Annotated in this window: 15 protein-coding genes and 1 pseudogene; 8 read left to right on the forward strand and 8 right to left on the reverse strand. The window is 69.8% G+C overall.

Features of this window, described 5'->3' with window-relative positions:
* Window positions 1–96 precede the first annotated feature (96 nt).
* From sucC to lpdA, 5 genes are all read left to right on the forward strand, one after another.
* The gene (gene sucC, locus ACFOGJ_RS13605) at window positions 97–1,266 is read left to right on the forward strand and encodes an ADP-forming succinate--CoA ligase subunit beta (protein ID WP_379901242.1); all 1,170 of its coding nucleotides are present in this window, start codon (window positions 97–99) and stop codon (window positions 1,264–1,266) included.
* A gap of 48 nt (window positions 1,267–1,314) precedes the next feature.
* Entirely contained in the window at window positions 1,315–2,190 is an 876-nt protein-coding gene (sucD, locus tag ACFOGJ_RS13610) for a succinate--CoA ligase subunit alpha (RefSeq protein ID WP_379901244.1), read from the forward strand.
* Window positions 2,191–2,606: 416 nt separating this feature from the next.
* Entirely contained in the window at window positions 2,607–5,489 is a 2,883-nt protein-coding gene (locus tag ACFOGJ_RS13615) for a 2-oxoglutarate dehydrogenase E1 component (RefSeq protein WP_379901246.1), read from the forward strand.
* 81 nt (window positions 5,490–5,570) lie between these two features.
* Entirely contained in the window at window positions 5,571–6,842 is a 1,272-nt protein-coding gene (gene odhB / locus ACFOGJ_RS13620; protein ID WP_379901248.1) for a 2-oxoglutarate dehydrogenase complex dihydrolipoyllysine-residue succinyltransferase, read from the forward strand.
* A 76-nt stretch (window positions 6,843–6,918) separates the two neighbouring features.
* A complete protein-coding gene (lpdA, locus tag ACFOGJ_RS13625) occupies window positions 6,919–8,325 on the forward strand; it encodes a dihydrolipoyl dehydrogenase (protein ID WP_379901250.1) in 1,407 nt (468 codons plus the stop codon).
* A gap of 746 nt (window positions 8,326–9,071) precedes the next feature.
* Here the strand turns inward: lpdA and ACFOGJ_RS13630 are convergent.
* The 5 genes from ACFOGJ_RS13630 to ACFOGJ_RS13650 all read right to left on the reverse strand — a co-directional run bounded on the left by ACFOGJ_RS13630 (window position 9,072) and on the right by ACFOGJ_RS13650 (window position 12,255).
* Entirely contained in the window at window positions 9,072–9,557 is a 486-nt protein-coding gene (locus tag ACFOGJ_RS13630; RefSeq protein WP_379901252.1) for a YajQ family cyclic di-GMP-binding protein, read from the reverse strand.
* 82 nt (window positions 9,558–9,639) lie between these two features.
* Window positions 9,640–10,152 carry a DoxX family protein gene (locus tag ACFOGJ_RS13635; RefSeq protein ID WP_379901254.1) on the reverse strand — a complete coding sequence of 171 codons (513 nt, stop codon included), beginning with the start codon at window positions 10,150–10,152 and terminating at the stop codon, window positions 9,640–9,642.
* Window positions 10,153–10,232: 80 nt separating this feature from the next.
* Window positions 10,233–11,036: an HvfC/BufC family peptide modification chaperone gene (locus tag ACFOGJ_RS13640; RefSeq protein WP_379901256.1), complete on the reverse strand. Its 804-nt coding sequence runs from the start codon at window positions 11,034–11,036 to the stop codon at window positions 10,233–10,235.
* A complete protein-coding gene (gene bufB, locus ACFOGJ_RS13645; protein WP_379901258.1) occupies window positions 11,020–11,949 on the reverse strand; it encodes an MNIO family bufferin maturase in 930 nt (309 codons plus the stop codon). The genes ACFOGJ_RS13640 and bufB overlap by 17 nt, the downstream gene beginning before the upstream one ends.
* A 45-nt stretch (window positions 11,950–11,994) precedes the next feature.
* Entirely contained in the window at window positions 11,995–12,255 is a 261-nt protein-coding gene (locus tag ACFOGJ_RS13650) for a BufA1 family periplasmic bufferin-type metallophore (protein WP_379901260.1), read from the reverse strand.
* A 390-nt stretch (window positions 12,256–12,645) separates the two neighbouring features.
* Here ACFOGJ_RS13650 and ACFOGJ_RS13655 point away from each other — a divergent pair, with 390 nt between their 5' ends.
* Together ACFOGJ_RS13655 and ACFOGJ_RS13660 are read left to right on the forward strand one after the other, a co-directional pair.
* Window positions 12,646–13,413, forward strand: coding sequence for an SDR family oxidoreductase (locus ACFOGJ_RS13655; RefSeq protein ID WP_379901262.1), 768 nt, complete (start codon window positions 12,646–12,648; stop codon window positions 13,411–13,413).
* A gap of 2 nt (window positions 13,414–13,415) precedes the next feature.
* A complete protein-coding gene (locus tag ACFOGJ_RS13660; protein WP_379901264.1) occupies window positions 13,416–13,892 on the forward strand; it encodes a GNAT family N-acetyltransferase in 477 nt (158 codons plus the stop codon).
* Window positions 13,893–13,901: 9 nt separating this feature from the next.
* Here the strand turns inward: ACFOGJ_RS13660 and ACFOGJ_RS13665 are convergent, their stop codons facing one another.
* Genes ACFOGJ_RS13665 through fsa form a run of 3 tightly spaced genes read right to left on the reverse strand, consistent with a single transcriptional unit; the run spans window position 13,902 to window position 16,516 of the window.
* Window positions 13,902–14,903 carry a tyrosine recombinase XerC gene (locus ACFOGJ_RS13665; protein ID WP_379901266.1) on the reverse strand — a complete coding sequence of 334 codons (1,002 nt, stop codon included), beginning with the start codon at window positions 14,901–14,903 and terminating at the stop codon, window positions 13,902–13,904.
* Window positions 14,904–14,927: 24 nt separating this feature from the next.
* A complete protein-coding gene (locus ACFOGJ_RS13670; protein ID WP_379901268.1) occupies window positions 14,928–15,830 on the reverse strand; it encodes a DUF484 family protein in 903 nt (300 codons plus the stop codon).
* 26 nt (window positions 15,831–15,856) lie between these two features.
* Complete coding sequence (gene fsa / locus ACFOGJ_RS13675) at window positions 15,857–16,516, reverse strand: fructose-6-phosphate aldolase (protein WP_379901270.1); 660 nt, start codon at window positions 16,514–16,516, stop codon at window positions 15,857–15,859.
* A gap of 253 nt (window positions 16,517–16,769) precedes the next feature.
* Here fsa and ACFOGJ_RS13680 point away from each other — a divergent pair.
* Window positions 16,770–18,778: pseudogene (locus tag ACFOGJ_RS13680) on the forward strand (primosomal protein N'); the annotation flags it as partial.

The following is an 18,778-nucleotide window of genomic DNA, read 5'->3' on the forward strand; positions in this document are numbered from 1 at the left end:
GGCGGGCACCCGCCTCCAGGGGTCGCCGGCACGCCCGGCAGGCATCCGGCGGCGGGCATCCGGCCGGGGCGGCAACAGATTGGGAGCCATGACGGCATGAACATCCACGAATACCAGGCCAAGGAGCTGTTCCGGAAGTACGGCGTCAACGTGCCCCGGGGGCAGGTGGCATTCACCGCCGACGAGGCGGTCAAGGCGGCCGAGGGGCTGGGCGGCCCGGTCTGGGTCGTGAAGGCGCAGATCCATGCCGGCGGCCGCGGCAAGGGCGGCGGCGTGAAGGTGGTGAAGTCGGTCGACGAGGTCCGCGAGAAGGCCGCGGCGATGCTGGGGATGACCCTGGTCACCCACCAGACCGGTCCGGCCGGCAAGGAGGTGAAGCGCCTCTATGTCGAGGATGGCTGCGACATCGCCCGCGAACTCTATCTCGGCATGCTGGTCGACCGCGCGACCAGCCGGATCACCGTGATGGCTTCCACCGAGGGCGGCGTGGAGATCGAGGAGGTCGCCGCCAAGACGCCGGAGAAGATCATCCGCGTGGCGATCGACCCGGTCACCGGGCTGATGCCCTACCATGCCCGCGAGGTGGCCTTCGGCCTGGGCCTGGAGGGCAAGCAGGTCGGCGCGGCGGTGAAGTTCCTGACCGCCATGTACGAATGCTTTACGAAGCTCGACGCCTCGATCGTGGAGATCAACCCCCTGGTGGTCACCGGCGGCGGCGAGCTGATCGCCCTCGATGCCAAGATGAACTTCGACGACAACGCGCTGTACCGCCATCCGGACGTGGCGGAGATGCGCGACCCCGACGAGGAAGACCCGGCGGAGCTGGAGGCCGGCAAGTACGACCTGAACTACGTCAAGCTGGACGGCGAGATCGGCTGCATGGTCAACGGCGCCGGCCTGGCGATGGCGACCATGGACATCATCAAGCTGTACGGCTCGGAGCCGGCCAACTTCCTGGATGTCGGCGGCGGCGCGACCAAGGAGAAGGTCACCGCGGCGTTCAAGATCATCCTCTCCGACAAGGCGGTGAAGGGGATCCTGGTCAACATCTTCGGCGGCATCATGCGCTGCGACATCATCGCCGAAGGCGTCATCGCCGCGGCGAAGGAGGTCGACCTGAGCGTGCCGCTGGTGGTGCGGCTGGAGGGCACCAATGTCGACCTGGGCAAGAAGATCCTGGCCGAGAGCGGCCTGCCGATCCTGTCCGCCGACAATCTGGCCGACGCGGCCGAGAAGGTGGTGAAGGCGGTGAAGGAAGCCGCCTGAACCGGCCACCGCAGCACCCGACGAACGAGATACAAGGAGTACCGCGCGATGGCCGTGCTGGTCAGCAAGGACACCAAAGTCATCTGCCAGGGCATCACCGGCAGCCAGGGCACCTTCCACACCGAACAGGCGATCAAGTACGGCACGAAGATGGTCGGCGGCGTGACCCCCGGCAAGGGCGGGCAGACCCATCTGGACCTGCCCGTCTTCGACACCGTCGCCGGTGCAGTGGAGAAGACCGGTGCCAATGCCTCCGTGATCTACGTGCCGCCGCCGTTCGCGGCGGATTCCATCCTGGAGGCGATCGATGCCGAGATTCCGCTGATCGTCTGCATCACCGAGGGCATCCCGGTGGTCGACATGATCAAGGTGAAGCGCAAGCTGGCCGGCTCCGGCTCCCGCCTGATCGGGCCGAACTGCCCCGGCGTGATCACCCCGGACGAGTGCAAGATCGGCATCATGCCGGGCCATATCCACAAGCGCGGCAAGGTCGGCATCGTCTCCCGCTCCGGTACCCTGACCTATGAGGCGGTGGCGCAGACCACGGCCGCCGGCCTGGGCCAGACCACCTGCATCGGCATCGGCGGCGACCCGGTCAACGGCACCGACTTCATCGACTGCCTGGACATGTTCCTGGGCGATCCGGAGACCGAGGCGATCATCATGATCGGCGAGATCGGCGGCACCGCGGAAGAGGATGCGGCCGAATTCGTCAGGTCCTCCAAGGTGAAGAAGCCGATGGTCGGCTTCATTGCCGGGCGCACCGCGCCGCCGGGCCGCCGCATGGGCCATGCCGGCGCCATCATCTCCGGCGGCAAGGGCGGCGCGGAAAGCAAGATCGAGGCGATGAAGGCCGCCGGCATGGCCGTGGCCGACAGCCCGGCGGCCCTGGGCACCACCCTGGTGGAGCGGATGAAGGGCTGAGCCGCAGGGGCGATCCGCCGCTGTCGCCGTTCCTGTAGCGGCAGGAGGGGCACATACGGCCGGAAACCGGTTCCATTGCGCGGAAGAACGGTTGCCCCGCGTCATGGTCCTTGTCATGGTCTGTCCCGCGGTAGGGGTCCGTTTACGAGTGCGGCATAAGTGTGGGTGCAAGGACGCCGGGCGGCCGAGCCGCCGCCCGGTCGACGAACCATGACCGCCCGTCGACGGACCGGCCTGCCGCAGCCGCGGCTGCGCCTTGCCCCCGCGGGCCCTGTGCAAGGGGCCCGTTCCCGGGTGCGGCCCGGCGGGAGACTGCCCGCCACGGTAATGCCGGACGGGGTGCCGCCTGCGGCGGCCCCGTGCATCGGTGTCGCGGCTGGCGGCAGCCTGTGACCGCCCTGTGATCGGAACACCAAATGAGCGCGCAACTCCTCTCCACCGAATTCCTCTACGGCCAGAACAGCGGCTTCATCGAAGAGATCTACGGGCGCTATCTCAGCAACCCGAACTCGGTCGATGCCTCCTGGGCGGAGTTCTTCAACGCCCTGGGCGACGACCTGCAGACCCTGGACCAGGAGAAGCGCGGCCCGTCGTGGAAGCCGAAGAACGGCCTGGGCATCCTGGAGGAGGAGGGACTGCTGGGCGCGGAGGGCAGCGCCAGCCGGTCCGCCCAGCGTGCGGAGGCCGCCGGCACCGCCGATGTGCGGGGCGCGGTGCTGGACACGATCCGCGCGGCGATGCTGATCCGGGCCTACCGCATCCGCGGCCATCTGCGCGCCAACCTGGACCCGCTCGGCATCGAGACCAGCCGCGACGTGCCTTCTGAGCTCGACCCGGCGACCTATGGCTTCGGTCCGGAGGACATGGACCGGCCGATCTTCATCGACTACATGCTCGGCCTGGAACAGGCCACGATGAGCGAGATCCTGGCGATCCTGCAGCGCACCTATTGCGGGACGATGGGCATCGAGTTCATGCACATCGCCGACCCGGCGCAGAAGCAGTGGATCCAGGAACGCATCGAGGGCCGCGACAAGGAGGTGCATTTCACCCCCGAGGGCAAGCGTGCGATCCTGAACAAGCTCTCCGAGGCGGAGGGCTTCGAACGCTTCCTGCAGCTGAAATATACCGGCACCAAGCGCTTCGGGGTGGAAGGCGGCGAGGCCCTGGTGCCGGCGATGGAGGCCGTGGTGAAGACCGGCGGCCAGCTGGGTATCCGCGAGGTCGTGCTGGGCATGCCGCATCGCGGCCGGCTGAACATCCTCGCCACCTTCATGCACAAGCCCTTCCGCGCGATCTTCTCGGAATTCCAGGGGAATTCGGCGCATCCGGAGGATGTGCAGGGCTCCGGCGACGTGAAGTACCATCTGGGCACCTCGTCGGACCGGTCCTTCGACGGCAACAATGTCCACCTGTCGCTGACTGCCAACCCGTCGCACCTGGAGGCGGTCGACCCCGTCGTGCTGGGTAAGGCGCGGGCGAAGCAGGCGCAGCTGCAGGATACCGAGCGCGACATGGTGCTGCCGGTGCTGATGCACGGCGACGCAGCCTTTGCCGGCCAGGGGCTGGTGGCGGAATGCTTCGCCCTGTCGGAGCTGCGCGGCTACCGGGTCGGCGGCTGCCTGCATTTCATCGTCAACAACCAGATCGGCTTCACCACCAGCCCGCGCTTCGCGCGCTCCTCGCCCTATCCGTCGGACGTGGCGAAGGTGGTGCAGGCGCCGATCTTCCACGTCAATGGCGACGACCCGGAGGCGGTGGTCTATGTCACCAAGATCGCCACGGAGTTCCGCCAGCAGTTCAAGAAGGACGTGGTGGTGGACATGTTCTGCTACCGCCGCCACGGTCATAACGAGGCCGACGAGCCGGCCTTCACCCAGCCGATCATGTACCGGCGCATCGCCCAGCATCCCACCACCCGGCAGATCTATGCCCAGCGCCTGATCGGCGAAGGCGTGGTGACGGAGAACGATGCGGAGACGATGCTGTCGGACTTCCACGGCCTGCTGGACCAGGAGTTCGAGGCCGCGTCCAGCTACAAGCCGAACAAGGCCGACTGGCTGGAGGGCCGCTGGTCGGGCCTGGCCCAGGCATCGGGCGAGGACCGCCGCGGCGAGACCTGCGTGGACATCGACCTGCTGGAGGAGGTCGGGCGCAAGCTGGTCACCGTGCCCGACGATTTCAGCCTGCACCGCACCCTGAAGCGGATTCTCGACAACAAGCGCAAGGCGCTGGAGTCCGGCGAAGGGCTGGACTGGGCGACGGCGGAGGCGCTGGCCTTCGGCACCCTGTGCATCGACGGCTTCCCGGTGCGCCTGTCGGGCCAGGATTCCGGCCGCGGCACGTTCAGCCAGCGCCATGCCGTGCTGCGCGACCAGAACACCGAGGAGCGCTACGTGCCGCTGGACAATCTGCGGCCCGACCAGGCGCGGTTCGAGGTGCACGATTCGCTGCTCTCGGAAGCGGCGGTGCTGGGCTATGAGTACGGCTACACGATGGCGGAGCCGCGTGCCCTGGTCCTGTGGGAGGCGCAGTTCGGCGACTTCGCCAACGGCGCGCAGGTGATCATCGACCAGTTCATCGCCTCGGGCGAACACAAGTGGCAGCGCATGTCGGGCTTGGTGATGCTGCTGCCACACGGCTACGAGGGCAACGGTCCGGAACATTCCTCCGCCCGGCTGGAGCGCTACCTGCAGCTGTCGGCGGAGGACAACTGGCAGGTGGTGAACATCACCACCCCGGCGAACTATTTCCACGCCCTGCGGCGGCAGATGCACCGCAACTTCCGCAAGCCGCTGGTGGTGATGACGCCGAAGTCGCTGCTGCGCCACCGGCTGGCGACCTCCACCCTTGCGGATATGGGGCCGGGCACCAACTTCCACCGGGTGCTGCTGGACACCGACCAGGACGAGCTGGACCTGAAGAAGATCGACCGGGTGATCCTCTGCTCGGGCAAGGTCTACTACGACCTGCTGGAGGAGCGCCGCGCCCGCAAGCTGAAGAACGTCTATCTGATGCGGGTCGAGCAGCTCTATCCCTTCCCGCATAAGACCCTGGTGGCCGAGCTCGACCGCTTCAAGAAGGCGAAGCAGGTGATCTGGTGCCAGGAGGAGCCGAAGAACATGGGGTCCTGGCACTACATCAACGAGCGGCTGGAGGCGGTGCTGGTCGAGGCCGGCTTCAAGGCCAGCCGGCCGCTTTATGCCGGCCGGCCGGAAGCGGCGTCCACCGCGACCGGCCTGCTCAAGCGTCACCAGGCGGAGCAGGCGACCCTGGTGGAGCAGGCGCTGGAAGGTTGAGGTCCGCGACTCAGGCGCGGGCCGCCGCGGCATGCCCCGCGGCGGTTGAGAATTCACCTCGTCAACGAAAAGGATGACGTCATGGCGGTAGAGGTTCGCGTTCCCGGCCTCGGCGATTCGGTGACAGAGGCGACCGTCGGCAAATGGTTCAAGGCCGAGGGCGATGCCGTGGAGATGGACGAGGCGATCCTCGAACTGGAGACTGACAAGGTCACCATGGAGGTGAACGCCCCCGCCGCCGGCCGCCTGGGCGCGTTGCAGGCGCAGGAAGGGGATACCGTCGGCGTCGGCGACCTGCTGACCAGCATCGAGGAAGGTGCCGCCGGCAAGGCGCCCGAGAAGAAAGACGGGAAGAAGGACGAGAAGAAGGCGGAGAAGCCGGCCGAAAAGCCTGCCGAGAAGAAGGCGGAGGCGCCTAAGGAATCGCAGTCCGCGGCCCCTGCTCCGTCGGGCAGCTCCGGCCAGGCCCTGCCTGCGGCCGCCAAGCTCGCCGCCGAGAAGGGCGTCGATACCGGACAGGTCGCCGGCTCCGGCAAGGGCGGCCGCGTCACCAAGGGCGACGTGATGGCTTTCCTGGAGGGTGGCGGCAGCGCACAGGGCGGTTCGTCCCAGCCGGCGCCGAAGCCCGCCCCCTCCGGCCCGCGACCGGAAGCGGAGCGCGAGGAGCGGGTGCGGATGACGAAGCTGCGCCGGGTGATCGCCGGCCGGCTGAAGGAGGCGCAGAACACCGCCGCCATGCTGACCACCTTCAACGAGGTGGACATGACCAACCTGCTGGCGGCGCGCAAGGCCTACCAGGACCGCTTCGAGAAGAAGCACGGCGTGCGGCTGGGCTTCATGTCGTTCTTCGTGAAGGCCTGCATCGCCGGTCTGCGCGAGCTGCCCTCGGTGAATGCGGAGATCGAGGGCGACGAGATCGTCTACAAGAACTACTACCACATGGGTGTCGCGGTCTCGACGCAGCAGGGCCTGGTGGTGCCGGTGCTGCGCGACGCCGACCGGCTGGGCTTCGCGGATATCGAGCGCGCGATCGGCGATTTCGGCGTCCGCGCCCGCGACGGCAAGCTGAAGCTGGAGGAGCTGCAGGGCGGCACCTTCACGATCTCCAACGGCGGCGTGTTCGGCTCCCTGATGTCGACGCCGATCCTGAACCCGCCGCAGTCCGGCGTGCTGGGCATGCACAAGATCCAGGAGCGGCCGATGGTCGTGAATGGCGAGATCAAGGTGCGGCCGATGATGTACCTGGCGCTGAGCTACGACCACCGCATCATCGACGGGCGCGAGGCGGTGACCTTCCTGGTCCGCGTGAAGGAGTGCGTGGAGAACCCGGAACGGATCCTGTTCGACGTCTGACCCCCTGGTTCGCGGCACGATACATGCGGGCCATGCCGGCGGGGGGCCGGCGCGGCCGAAGAAGGGAATAGGACAGATGGCCGAAGACAGCTACGACCTGATCGTCATCGGCGGCGGGCCCGGCGGCTATACCGCCGCGATCCGCGCCGCGCAGCTGGGCATGAAGACGGCCTGCGTGGAATCCCGTGCCACCCTGGGCGGGACCTGCCTGAACGTGGGCTGCATCCCGTCCAAGGCGCTGCTGGAGAGCTCGGAGATCTTCCACGAGGCGGCGGGCGGCCTGTCCGACCATGGCGTGAAGACCGGCAAGGTCTCGCTCGACCTGGGCGCCATGATGGGCCGCAAGGACAAGGTCGTCGGCGACCTGACCAAGGGCATCGAGTTCCTGTTCAAGAAGCACAAGATCACCTGGCTGAAGGGCCATGGCGCCCTGAAGGGCGGCGGCAAGGTGGAGGTCACCAAGGGCGACGGCGCCGGCACCTATTCGGCGAAGCAGATCATCCTGGTGCCCGGCTCCGAGGTGACGCCGCTGCCCGGGGTGGAGATCGACGAGGACCGCATCGTCTCCTCCACCGGCGCGCTGGCCCTGCCGAAGGTGCCGAAGCACCTGGTGGTGGTCGGCGGCGGCTATATCGGCCTGGAGATGGGCACGGTCTGGAAGCGGCTGGGCGCCGAGGTCACCGTGGTGGAGTTCCTGGATCGCATCCTGCCGGGCATGGACGGCGAGGTCTCCAAGCAGATGCAGCGCCTGCTGTCCCGCCAGGGGATGAACTTCAAGCTGTCCACCAAGGTGACGGGCGCCAAGGTGAAGAAGACCGGCGTCACCCTGACGGTGGAACCCTCGAAAGGCGGCGAGGCGGAGAGCATCGACGCCGACTATGTCCTGGTGGCGATCGGCCGGCGGCCCTACACCAAGGGGTTGGGCCTGGAGGAGGCCGGGGTAGAACTGGACGACCGCGGGCGGATCAAGACCGACGCCCAATTCGCCACCACCGCGGACGGCATCTATGCCATCGGCGACGCCATCGTCGGGCCGATGCTTGCCCACAAGGCGGAGGAGGAAGGCGTGGCCTGCACAGAGATGCTGGCCGGCCAGAAGCCGCATATCAACTACGACGCCATCCCCGGCGTGGTCTACACCTGGCCGGAGGTCGCCACGGTGGGCCGCACCGAGGAGCAGCTGAAGGCGGACGGGGTGGAATACCGCTCCGGCAAGTTTCCGTTCTCCGCCAATGCCCGCGCCAAGGCGGTGGCGACGACCGACGGCTTCGTGAAGATGCTGGCGGATGCGAAGACCGATGCGGTGCTGGGCTGCCATATCATCGGCCCCGATGCTGGCACCTTGATCGCCGAGGTCGCGCTGGCCATCGAGTTCGGCGCCAGCGCCGAGGACATCGCACGGACCTGCCACGCCCATCCGACCCTGAACGAGGCGGTGAAGGAGGCGGCGCTCGCCGTCGACGGCCGGACCTTGAACATCTGAGGGCAGCCGCCGCCGGGCCGCGCAGCGTCAACGTCCCGCCGCGATCCCAGGCTCAGGGCCTGGGATGACGGCGACAGGGGAGCGGGCGTCGCGCTGCCGCCACACCGGGCTCTGCGGCCTGCACCCCCCGTTCCGTCATCCTCGGCCCCCGAGCCTACGGCATTCACACATCTCGTCAGGGAGCCAAATCAGCCCTGCGGTCCTCCCTTTTTGCCGTCATCCTCGGCCCCCGAGCCGAGGATCGTGGCAGGCCGGTGCGGCGGTTGGGCCGCGCAGCGTCAACGTCCCGTCGCGATTCCAGGCTCAGGGCCTGGGAAGACGGCGAGGATGGGGCGGGCGGCGCGGTGCCGCCGCAGCTGGCCCTGCGGCCAGCACCCCCCTTTCCGTCGTCCTCGGCCCCCGAGCCTACGGCATTCACACATCTCGTCAGGGAGCCAAATCAGCCCTGCGGTCCTCCCTTTTTGCCGTCATCCTCGGCCCCCGAGCCGAGGATCGTGGCAAGGCGGCGAAGCTGCGCGGCCTCCCTGTCCCGTCAGGCCCCTCGGGTCAAGCCCGAGGGCGACGGCAGCAGGGAGGCGTGTCGAAGAGAAGAGATATGTGAATCCCGTAGGCCCCCGACCCGAGGATCGTGGCAAGCCGGTGCGACGGTTGGGCCTCGCGGCGTCAACATGCCGTCGCGATCCCAGGCTCAGGGCCTGGGATGACAGCGGCGCGGGAGGCGGCGGCGCGGTACAGGTGCCGCCGCCTCAATCCCGGAAATTGCCGTAGTCGAGCGGCTGCTCGATATCCATCGCCTTCACCGCGGAAATCGCGGCCTGCAGGTCGTCGCGCTTCTTGCCGGTGACCCGCAGCTCGTCGCCCTGCACCGAAGTCTGCACCTTCAGCTTCTCGTCCTTCAGGTGCTTGATGATCTTCTTCGCCAGGTCGCGGTCGATGCCCTGCTTGATGAGCACGGTCTGGCGCACGGTGTTGCCGCCGGCCCGTTCCGGGTCCTGCCAGTCCAGCGCGCCGGGGTCGAGCTTGCGCCGGACGAAATAGCCCTTCACCAGTTCCTCGACCTGCTTGAGTTTCAGGTTGTCGTCGGCGTGGATCTCCAGGCTGTTCTCCTTGCGCTCGACCTTGGCGATCGAGCCCTTGAAGTCGTAGCGGGTGCCGATCTCGCGCATCACGCCGTCCACGGCATTGTCGACCTCGGCGAGATCGGTCTTGGAGGTGATGTCGAAGCTGGGCATGGCCGCTCTCTCCCGGATGAATAGGCTGTCCGGGTGTATCGCCTGCGGCGGCCGGCGCCAAGGGGCGCCGGCCGGGCCCAGGTCAGTCCTTGGGTGCAAAGAACTTGCGGGCGATGAAATAGTCCAGGGAGAGCGCGCCCGGTCCGTAGCACAGGATGTAGATCAGCGGGCCCGCCCAGAGCAGGTGGGAGAGATAGTCGAGCGGAAAGACGAAGATCTCGATCACCAGGGTCATGCCCAGCAGCATGGCGGCGGCGAAGCGCGAGCCCAGGCCGAACAGCAGCAGGACCGGCATCAGCAGCTCGATATAGCTGGCCATGTGGGCGGCAAAGGCGGGCGCCAGCAGCGGTACCGCATAGACATTCTCGAACAGGCTGACCGTGGAGCCGCCCAGGGTCGGCGGCAGGATCGGCCAGGAGCCGCTCTCTGTCGTCACGACCTTGGTCAGGCCGGATTTCCAGAACACGCCGCCGACGCCGATCCGGAAGACCAGCGCCAGAAGCCAGTGCGGAAAGCGATGCAGCAGATTGAAGATCGCGGCGACCAGCCCGACCAGTCCGCCGCGTTCCTCGGGATAGGGCTTCTCTTCCGTCATGGCTTCTTCACCCCCGTCATGACTGTTTCCCCCATTGTCCGGGCAGCGCCGCCGGTTCTTCCGGCTGCCGTGCCGCGCCGTCATGCGTCGGCGGCATTCTCCGCCAGGTGGAAGCCGCGGAACAGGCCTGCCCCGATGGCCCATCCAAGAAAGCCGCCCAGGTCGAAGGCCGGATCACCTTCGGCCCCGGCGGCGGCCGCGCCCAATGTCCGCCCCGCCTGCAGCGCCTGCAGGAAATCGTGCTCCGCCAACGACAGCTGGCGCCAGACCACGTCCCAGTCGTTGCGATGGACCAGCAGCCGGTCGGCGCCGGCATCCAGGTCGACCCGGACATCGGCCGGTGAATCGGGCTGGGTCACCTGCCAGATGGCCGCCAGCGGCCAGTCCGACGACAGCAGCGCCATCGCCGGGACGGTCGCGAGGACCAGGCGGCCGTAATCCTCCGCCGCGACGGCGCCCAGGCTGGCGGGGTCGAAGGGCGGCGGGTCTTCGGCGTGGAAGCAGGCGTTGAAGGCCCAGTCCAGGCCGGCGATGTCGGCCAGGTAGGGCAGGTCACCGGCCATCCCGCTGTCGCGGATGAACGCGGCGAAGTCGTGCCCGTACTCGAACAGGCAGGGCCCCCGAGGCGGGTGGGCAATGACGAACCGCGTGGCCAGCGCATCGAAGAAATCGGCGCCGACAAGGGCTTTCACCGTCGGGAAGGTGCCGCCCAGCGCTTCGCGCAGGGTGACGTACAGATGGTTGCGGTGGATGCCGAGTCGCCGTTCCGGCGCGATTCCGTCGCCGCGCACATCGCCGCACAGCGGCGACCCGGACAGGGGCGCGGGGCTTCCCTGCAGCATCGCCTGCCGCCAGCCGCGCTGCAGGTCATGCAGCGCGGTCATCGCCACGCGGCTCCAACGCTACCGGGCCCGCGGCCGGATCGCCGGCCAGCGCGGCCTGTCGCCGCCGGTCGGCGGCGGCGGCCTCCTCCGCTAGCCGGGCCAGCGGCGGGATCCGGGTGTCCCATTCGATCAGGGTCGGCGCCTGCGGGAACAGCCGCACCGCCGCGTCGTAGAGCGTCCAGACATCCCCGGCCACGGCTGAGCCGTGATCGTCGATCCGCACCACCCGTTCACTGCCGTCCTCGGCCGTGACCCGGTTCTCGTGATAGCCGGCAAGGTGGATCTCCCCCACAGCCCCCGGCGGCAGGGCGGCCAGGAAGGCGCGCGGATCCTCGCCATGATTGTGGGCGTTGACCATGACGTTGTTCACGTCGCACAGCAGCCCGCAGCCGGTGCGCCGGGCCAGCGCGGCAAGGAACTCGCCCTCCGGCACGGTGGAGGCGGCGAAGCGCAGGTAGGTGGAGGGGTTTTCCAGCAGGATCGGGCGTTGCAGGCGCTCCTGCACCCGCTCGATATTGGCCGCCACGATGGCCAGGCTCTCTTCGGTATAGGGCAGCGGCAGCAGGTCGTTGAGGTAGCTGCCCTCGGCCAGGCTCCAGGCCAGATGCTCGGAGACCAGGGCCGGCTCGACCTCCGCCACCAGGCGGGCCAGGCGGTCGAGATGAAGCGGGTCGGGGGCCAATGCGCCGCCGAGGGAGAGGCCGACGCCATGCACGGAGAGCGGCCAGTCGCGGCGGGCGTTTTCCAGATGCCGCCGCGCGGGGCCGCCGCACATGTAGTTCTCGGCATGCACCTCCAGCCAGCCGACCGGCGGGCGCTCCGCGACGATCTCCGCATGATGCGGCGCACGCAACCCGATCCCGCAGCGATCGGCGGGAAGGGCGCGCGCGTCGTTCTGTTGCGAAGCCGTCACGGAACGCCTGCCGGTCGTCAGGCCGTGCCTGTCAGCAGAAGCCGGTCAGGACTTCATCGGCGTGGTGGAGCCGCCGACCAGCTTCTCGCACATGCCGGCCGGGACATAGATCCAGGCGTCCTTCTGGCCGTCGGTCTTGGAGGTGCCGGCGCAGGACGAGGTATTGGTCTGGCAGTCGTTCTTGCCGGCCTTGGCCACGCCGTAGCACTTCTCATTGTCGGCGGCGTTGGCGGACGGTGCGGCGACGGCGCCGAGGGCGAAGGCGGTGCCGACGGCAGCGGCGAACGCGAGCGTCGAAGTCTTCATTTTGTGGTCCCTTCCGTTGTGGCGACCCCGGCGCATCTGCGTCGGGACACTCCCAGTAACTGCCAGTCTGCCGGGTTTCCCGGCTTCCCGGGTCCCCCCGGACGCCTGGCGGGTGCCTGCGGGGCGGCATTCCCGCCCGCAGGGCCGGCACTTCGATGGTCCCCGCCGCCGCGTCGCGACGGCGCCGGAGCCGCCCGGTGCCTGACCAAGACGATCAGGGCTGTGCCCCGCGAGGTCTACTCACAGCGCTGTGTGCCCGTATCACAAACGGTTGTTTGCGCTGTCGAACCCGACCGAAGATTGCGCCTGCGCGGCGGCGCTGTCACCTTCCTAGCGCCGCGCGCCTCGGCAGGAGCGGGCCGGCAGGAACACAGTCAGGGGAGGATGGACGTGCGCAAAGGTCGTGTGGTGCTGGTGACGCAGGTGCAGCATTTCGTCGGCGAACCGGCGGTGAAGGCGCTGCTGGAGGCCGGGGCGAAAGTGGTCGCGCAGGACGATGCCTTCGGCGATGCCGCGACCCGCAAGGCCTGGGAAGAGACCCATCCGGGTGCTATCGCCGTCGGCGACCTGGAGCCCGGCGCCATCGTGGCGGCGGCGGTCGCGGCCGCCGGCAGGCTGGACGCGGTCGTGAGCAACGATGCCTATCCGGCGGTGAAGGGCGCGGTGGACGAGGCCGACCCGGAGGAATTTCGCCGCGGCATCGAGGCGATGATGGTGCGGCCCTTCATGCTGGCCGGGGCCGCGGTGCGCCAGATGAAGGCGCAGGCGGCAGAGGGGGCCCAGGAAACAGAGGGTTCGCAGGGCGGTGGCTCGATCCTGTTCGTCACCTCCGCCTCCACGGTGCACGGCATCCCGAACTACAGCATGTACGTCGCCGCGCGCGCCGGCACGAACGGCCTGGCGGTCACCCTGTCGAAGGAACTGGCCCGCCACGGCATCTCGGTGAACGCCCTGGCGCCGAACTTCGTGGAGAGCCCGACCTATTTTCCGCCTTCGCTGATGGCGGACCCGAAGACCCGCGACAAGATCCTCTCCAACATCCCGCTGCGCCGCCTCGGCCGGCCGGAGGAGGTCGCGGCCGCGATCACCTTCCTGGTCTCCGGCGACAGCGACTTCCTGACCGGTCAGGTGATCCCGATCGCCGGCGGCTGGGCCTGACCGTGCCGGCCGCCCCGGACAGGGTGACGATCGCCGGCGAACCGCCGGACCAGCCCGACATCGTCGCGCTGCTGCAGGCCGCGGACCGGTATTTCGCGGCGCTCTACGCGGTGGAGTCGAACCACCTGCTGGATGTCGAGCGGCTGCGCGCGCCGGACGTGACCTTCATGGTCGCCCGGCGGGACGGCGTCGCGCTCGCCACCGGTGCGCTGGTGGATTGCGGCGGCTGGGGCGAGATCAAGCGCATGTTTGTCGACCCCGCGGCGCGGGGCCTGGGGCTCGGCCGGCGGATGCTGCAGGCACTGGAAAGGGTCGCGGCGGAGCGGGGGCTCGATCCGCTGCGGCTCGAAACCGGCATCCGGCAGCCCGAGGCGCTGGCCCTCTACCGGGCCGCCGGCTATGCCGAGCGCAGCCCGTTCGGGGCCTATCGCCCCGACCGGCAAAGCGTCTTCATGGAGCGGGCCTTGGCGACCGGCTGAGCGGTCTGGTCACTGTCCCGCCCGGCGGGCGCGCGGATGCGCCGCTTCATGCACGGCCAGGATCCGTGCGATGTCCACATCGGTGTAGCGCTGGGTGGTCGACAGCGCGGCATGACCAAGCAACTCCTGGATCGTGCGCAGGTCGCCGCCGGCGGCCAGCAGGTGGGTGGCGAAGCTGTGGCGCAGGGCATGCGGGGTTGCCGACGCCGCCAGCCCCAGTTCGGCCCGGATCTCCGCCATCCGCTTCTGCACCAGGCGGGCATGCAGGCGGCCGCCCCGCAGGCCACGGAACAGTGGTTCCTCGCCCGTCGTCGGCCAGGGACATGCCGCCCGGTAGCGGTCCAGCGCCCTGGCCACGGCGGGCAGGACCGGCACCAGGCGCTGCTTGCCGCCCTTGCCCAGTACGCGGATCACGGTTGCGCCCGCCCGCCAGTCGCGGCCCGCCAGGCCGACCGCCTCGCCGATGCGCAGGCCGCCGCCATAGAGCAGGGTCAGCAGGGCGGCATCGCGCAGGGCGATCCAGTCCTGGCCCTCCGCGGTGGTGGCGGGATCCTCCGCGCAGGCCAGGGCGTCCTGTGCCTGGCCGGGGGTCAGGGGCCGCGGCACACCGCGCGGCAGCCGGGGCGGCTTCAGGGCCCGGCCTGCGGCATTGTCGACAAGGTCTTCCCGCTCCAGCCAGCGAAACAGGCTGCGCACCGCGCTGACGCTGCGGGCAATGCTGGTCGCCGCCGCGCCGTCGCGGCGGCGCTGCGCCAGCCAGGCGCGGAAATCCACCTTGTCGAGGTCGGCGATCGTTGCCAGGTCGGGCGGGCCGCCGCGATAGGCGCCGAGGAAGTCCAGGAAGCCTTTCAGGTCCCGCTGGTAGCCGTCCAGGGTGTGGGCGGCGAGGCGCCGCTCATGCGCGAGCCAGCCGGCCCAGCGGGCCAGGACCGCGCGCAGATCCTCGGCCGCCGGCCAGTGGGCCTGCGTGAGGTCATTGGACGGGGCGGTGTCCCCGGAAGGGATGTCCATGGGCTGCGCCGCCGCAGGCCGGTGCTAGAGCCGCGGCAGGTCCAGCCAGGCCTGCACGCAGCGTTCCATCACGCCGCCGAGGAAGCTGAGCAGCTCCGTGCCCTGGCCGGCGTCGAAGCGACCGGGCTCGCGTGCGCCGAAGGCGAACAGGCCTGGCGGCGCGCCGCCGCCGAATGTCAGCCGCACCAGCGCGTCGGAGCGCACCAGCCGGGCCCCTGGCCCGAACATCACCGCCTGCTGTGCCGCCTGGGCGCGCAGCAGGATGCGCCGCTCCGGCCCCAGCAATGTATCGATGCTGCCGGGCGGCAGGGTGACGACACCGGGTGTCTCCACCTGCAGCTGCGACAGGTCGCTTTCAAGGCAGATGGTGACGAGGTCGACATCCAGGATCGACGCGAGGTCGGCGGTCGCGATGTGGATCAGATGCTCGAAGCTGGCAGCCGACAGCAGTGCCAGCACCGCGTCGTGCACCTGCCGCTGGGTGCTCGCGTTCTGGCGCGACGCGGCGATCACCTGATCCTTGGTGCGGGTCAGGCGGCCGATATCGGTCTGCAGCCGGTCGATCATGAAGCTCTGGAAATCGACGACGTTGCCGCCCTCATGGCCGGCCGGCGGGCGGATCTGGCGCAGCAGTTCCGGCTGCGCCGCCAGGAACTCCGCCAGGAAGTCCGGATTTCCGGCCAGCCAGTCGGCGACTGCCTGCGGCTCCAGCCTGCCGGCTGCATCGCCGGCCGACGCGACCAGAACGGCGGGCTCGCCCTCCGGCGGGATCGGCAGCTGCGGCCGGGCGGGCGCCCCTTCCGGATCGGCACCGTTGCTTGCGGCCCCCGAGGCCGGGTCCGCCTTCTGCCCCTCCGCGGCCCCGGTCTGCGCGGCCCCGGCTTTCGCGGAGGCGGGTGCGGCCTTGCTGTCCTGCGGTTCCGACATTCTGTCCCGTTCTTGATCCGTTCGAATCAGCCCAGTATCTTCTGTCCGGTCTTTTCCCAGTCGGCCAGGAAGGCCGCCAGTCCCTTGTCGGTCAGCGGATGCTGCAGCAGCGCATGAATCACCGCCGGCGGCACCGTGGCGATGTCCGCCCCCAGCTTTGCCGCGGCGATGACATGCGCCGGGCCGCGGACGCTCGCCACCAGCACCTCGGTCGCGAACTCGTCATACTGGTCGTAGATCTGGAGGATGTCGGCGATCAGCTGCATGCCGTCCTGGCCGATATCGTCCAGCCGTCCGACGAAGGGCGAAATGAACGCGGCGCCCGCCTTCGCGGCCATCAGCGCCTGGCCGGGGGAGAAGCAGAGGGTCACGTTCACCGCGATGCCCTGCTCCGCCAGCCGGCGGCAGGTCAGCAGGCCGTCCGCGGTCAGCGGCACCTTCACCGCGACATTGTCGGCCAGCTCCGCCAGGCGGAAGCCCTCCTTCAGCATGGTCTCGTGATCGGTGGCGGTCACCTCGGCAGAGACCGGGCCCTCCACCGCGGCGCAGATCTCGCGCACCACCTCCAGCATGTCGCGGCCGGTCTTGGCGATCAGGGAGGGGTTGGTGGTGACACCGTCCACGAAGCCGGTCTCGGCCAGGCGGGTGATCTCGGCGATGTCGGCGGTGTCGACGAAGAACTTCATGATGTCCTGCACGTGGCGGCGGCGCCCCGATCCTGCCGGTGGCCGCCTGGATGGCGAATCACCACAGAGTCTAGCGATGGATTCGGGCGGTGTCATGACAGCTGAGCGTGCCGGCGGCGGCGGATCGGCGGCGGAATCCGGCGATGCGCCGGCGAATGCGCAGGTGGGGGATGCGCAGGTGGGCGATGCGCAACTGGCCGGGCAGGTCGGCGTCCTGCTGCCGCTGCCGTTCGACGAGCCGCTGACCTATGCCCTGCCCGGCGGCGGTCCGGCCGCCGACGGCTGGGATGACGCAGGCGCCGCCGCGCCGCCGCCGGGCAGCTTCGTCCGGGTGCCGCTGGGCCCGCGGGAGGTGGTCGGCGTGGTCTGGGACCGCGCGATGCCGGCCGTGGACCCGGCCCGGCTGCGCCCGGTGAGCGACGTCTTCCCGACCCCGCCGATGCCCGAAGGCCTGCGCCGGCTGGTCGATTTCACCGCCGACTACACCCTCTGTTCGCGCGGCGCCGCGCTGCGGCTCGCGCTGCGGGACGGCCGCGCGCTGGTGCCGCCGCCTGCGCGGCGCGGCGTGCGGCTGGCAGGACCGCCGCCGGAGCGCATGACCCCTGCGCGGCAGGCGGTGCTGGACCATCTGCTGGCGATCGGCGGCGATGGCGAGGCGGCGGCGGAGCCGCCGGCCATTGCGCTGTCCGACCTGACGGCGGCCAGCGGTGCCAGCGCCGCCGTGATCGGTGGCCTGGTCCGTTCCGGCACCCTGGAGGAGGTGCCGCTCAGCGGCGAACCGGGCTATCCGCGCCCCGACGTCGACGCGCCGCCGGCGGTGCTGTCGCCGGAACAGGCGGAAGCGGCGGCCCGGCTGGCGGCTGCGGTCGGTGGCGGCTTCTCGGTCAGCCTGCTGGACGGGGTCACCGGCTCCGGCAAGACGGAGGTCTATTTCGCCGCGGTGCGGGCGGCGCTGCGCGCAGGCCGGCAGGTTCTCGTGCTGGTGCCCGAGATCGCGCTGAGCACCGCCTGGCTGGAACGGTTCACCGAACGCTTCGGCACAGCGCCGGCGGTCTGGCATTCCGATATCGGCCAGACCGAGCGGCGGCGCCTTTGGCGGGCTGCCGCGCTCGGTCGGGTGCAGGTGGTGGTGGGGGCCCGCTCCGCGCTGTTCCTGCCGCTGTCGCGGCTCGGCCTGATCGTCGTCGACGAGGAGCATGACGCCTCCTACAAGCAGGACGACGGGGTCGCCTACAACGCCCGCGACCTGGCGGTGGTGCGGGGCAAGCTGGAGGGCGCGCCGGTGATCCTGTCCAGCGCCACGCCGTCGCTGGAGACCCTGGCCAATGTGGAGCGCGGCCGCTACGCCCGGGTGGTGCTGCCGGCGCGGCACGGCAGTGCCGCGCTGCCGACGGTCGAGGCCATCGACCTTCGGCAACACCGCCTGCCGGCCAGCCGCTTCCTGGCGCCGCCGCTGGTGGCCGCGGTGCAGGAGGCGCTGGAGGCGGGCGAGCAGGCGCTGCTGTTCCTGAACCGCCGCGGCTTCGCGCCGCTGACCCTGTGCGACGCCTGCGGGCATCGGCTGCAATGCCCGCATTGCAGCGCCTGGCTTGTCGAGCATCGCCTGCTCGGCCGCCTGCAATGCCATCATTGCGGCCATGCGATGCGGCTGCCGCCATCCTGCCCCGCCTGTAGCGCTGAGGGCAGCTTCAAGCCCTGCGGTCCAGGGGTCGAGCGGCTGATGGACGAGGCCGCGATGCTGTTCCCGGAGGCACGGATCGCGCTGGCCTCCTCCGACAGCATGCACGGGCCGAAGCAGGCGGCGGCGCTGTTCCGCGCGATCCACGACCGGCAGGTCGACCTGATCGTCGGCACCCAGGTGCTGGCCAAGGGCCATCATTTCCCCTGGCTGACCTGCGTCGGCGTGGTCGATGCCGATCTGGGGCTGGAGGGCGGCGACCTGCGCGCCGGCGAGCGCAGCTTCCAGATGCTGACCCAGGTCGCCGGCCGGGCCGGCCGCGCGGAACGGCCGGGTCGGGTCTTCCTGCAGACCCACCAGCCGGACCATCCGGTGATGGCGGCGCTGATCGCGCATGACCGCGACGGCTTCGTGGCGGCGGAAGGCGCGGCCCGGCGCAGTGCCGCCATGCCGCCCTACGGCCGGCTGGCCTCCGTCCTGCTGTCGGGGCCGGACGAGGCGCAGGTCGCGCAGGCGGCGCGCCAGCTGTTCGCCGCCGCGCCGCAGGCCGCCGGCGTCCGGGTCCTGGGGCCGGCGCCGGCGCC

The sequence above is a fragment of the Marinibaculum pumilum genome, assembly GCF_042646425.1.
In the GTDB taxonomy this organism is placed as follows: domain Bacteria; phylum Pseudomonadota; class Alphaproteobacteria; order Ferrovibrionales; family Ferrovibrionaceae; genus Marinibaculum; species Marinibaculum pumilum.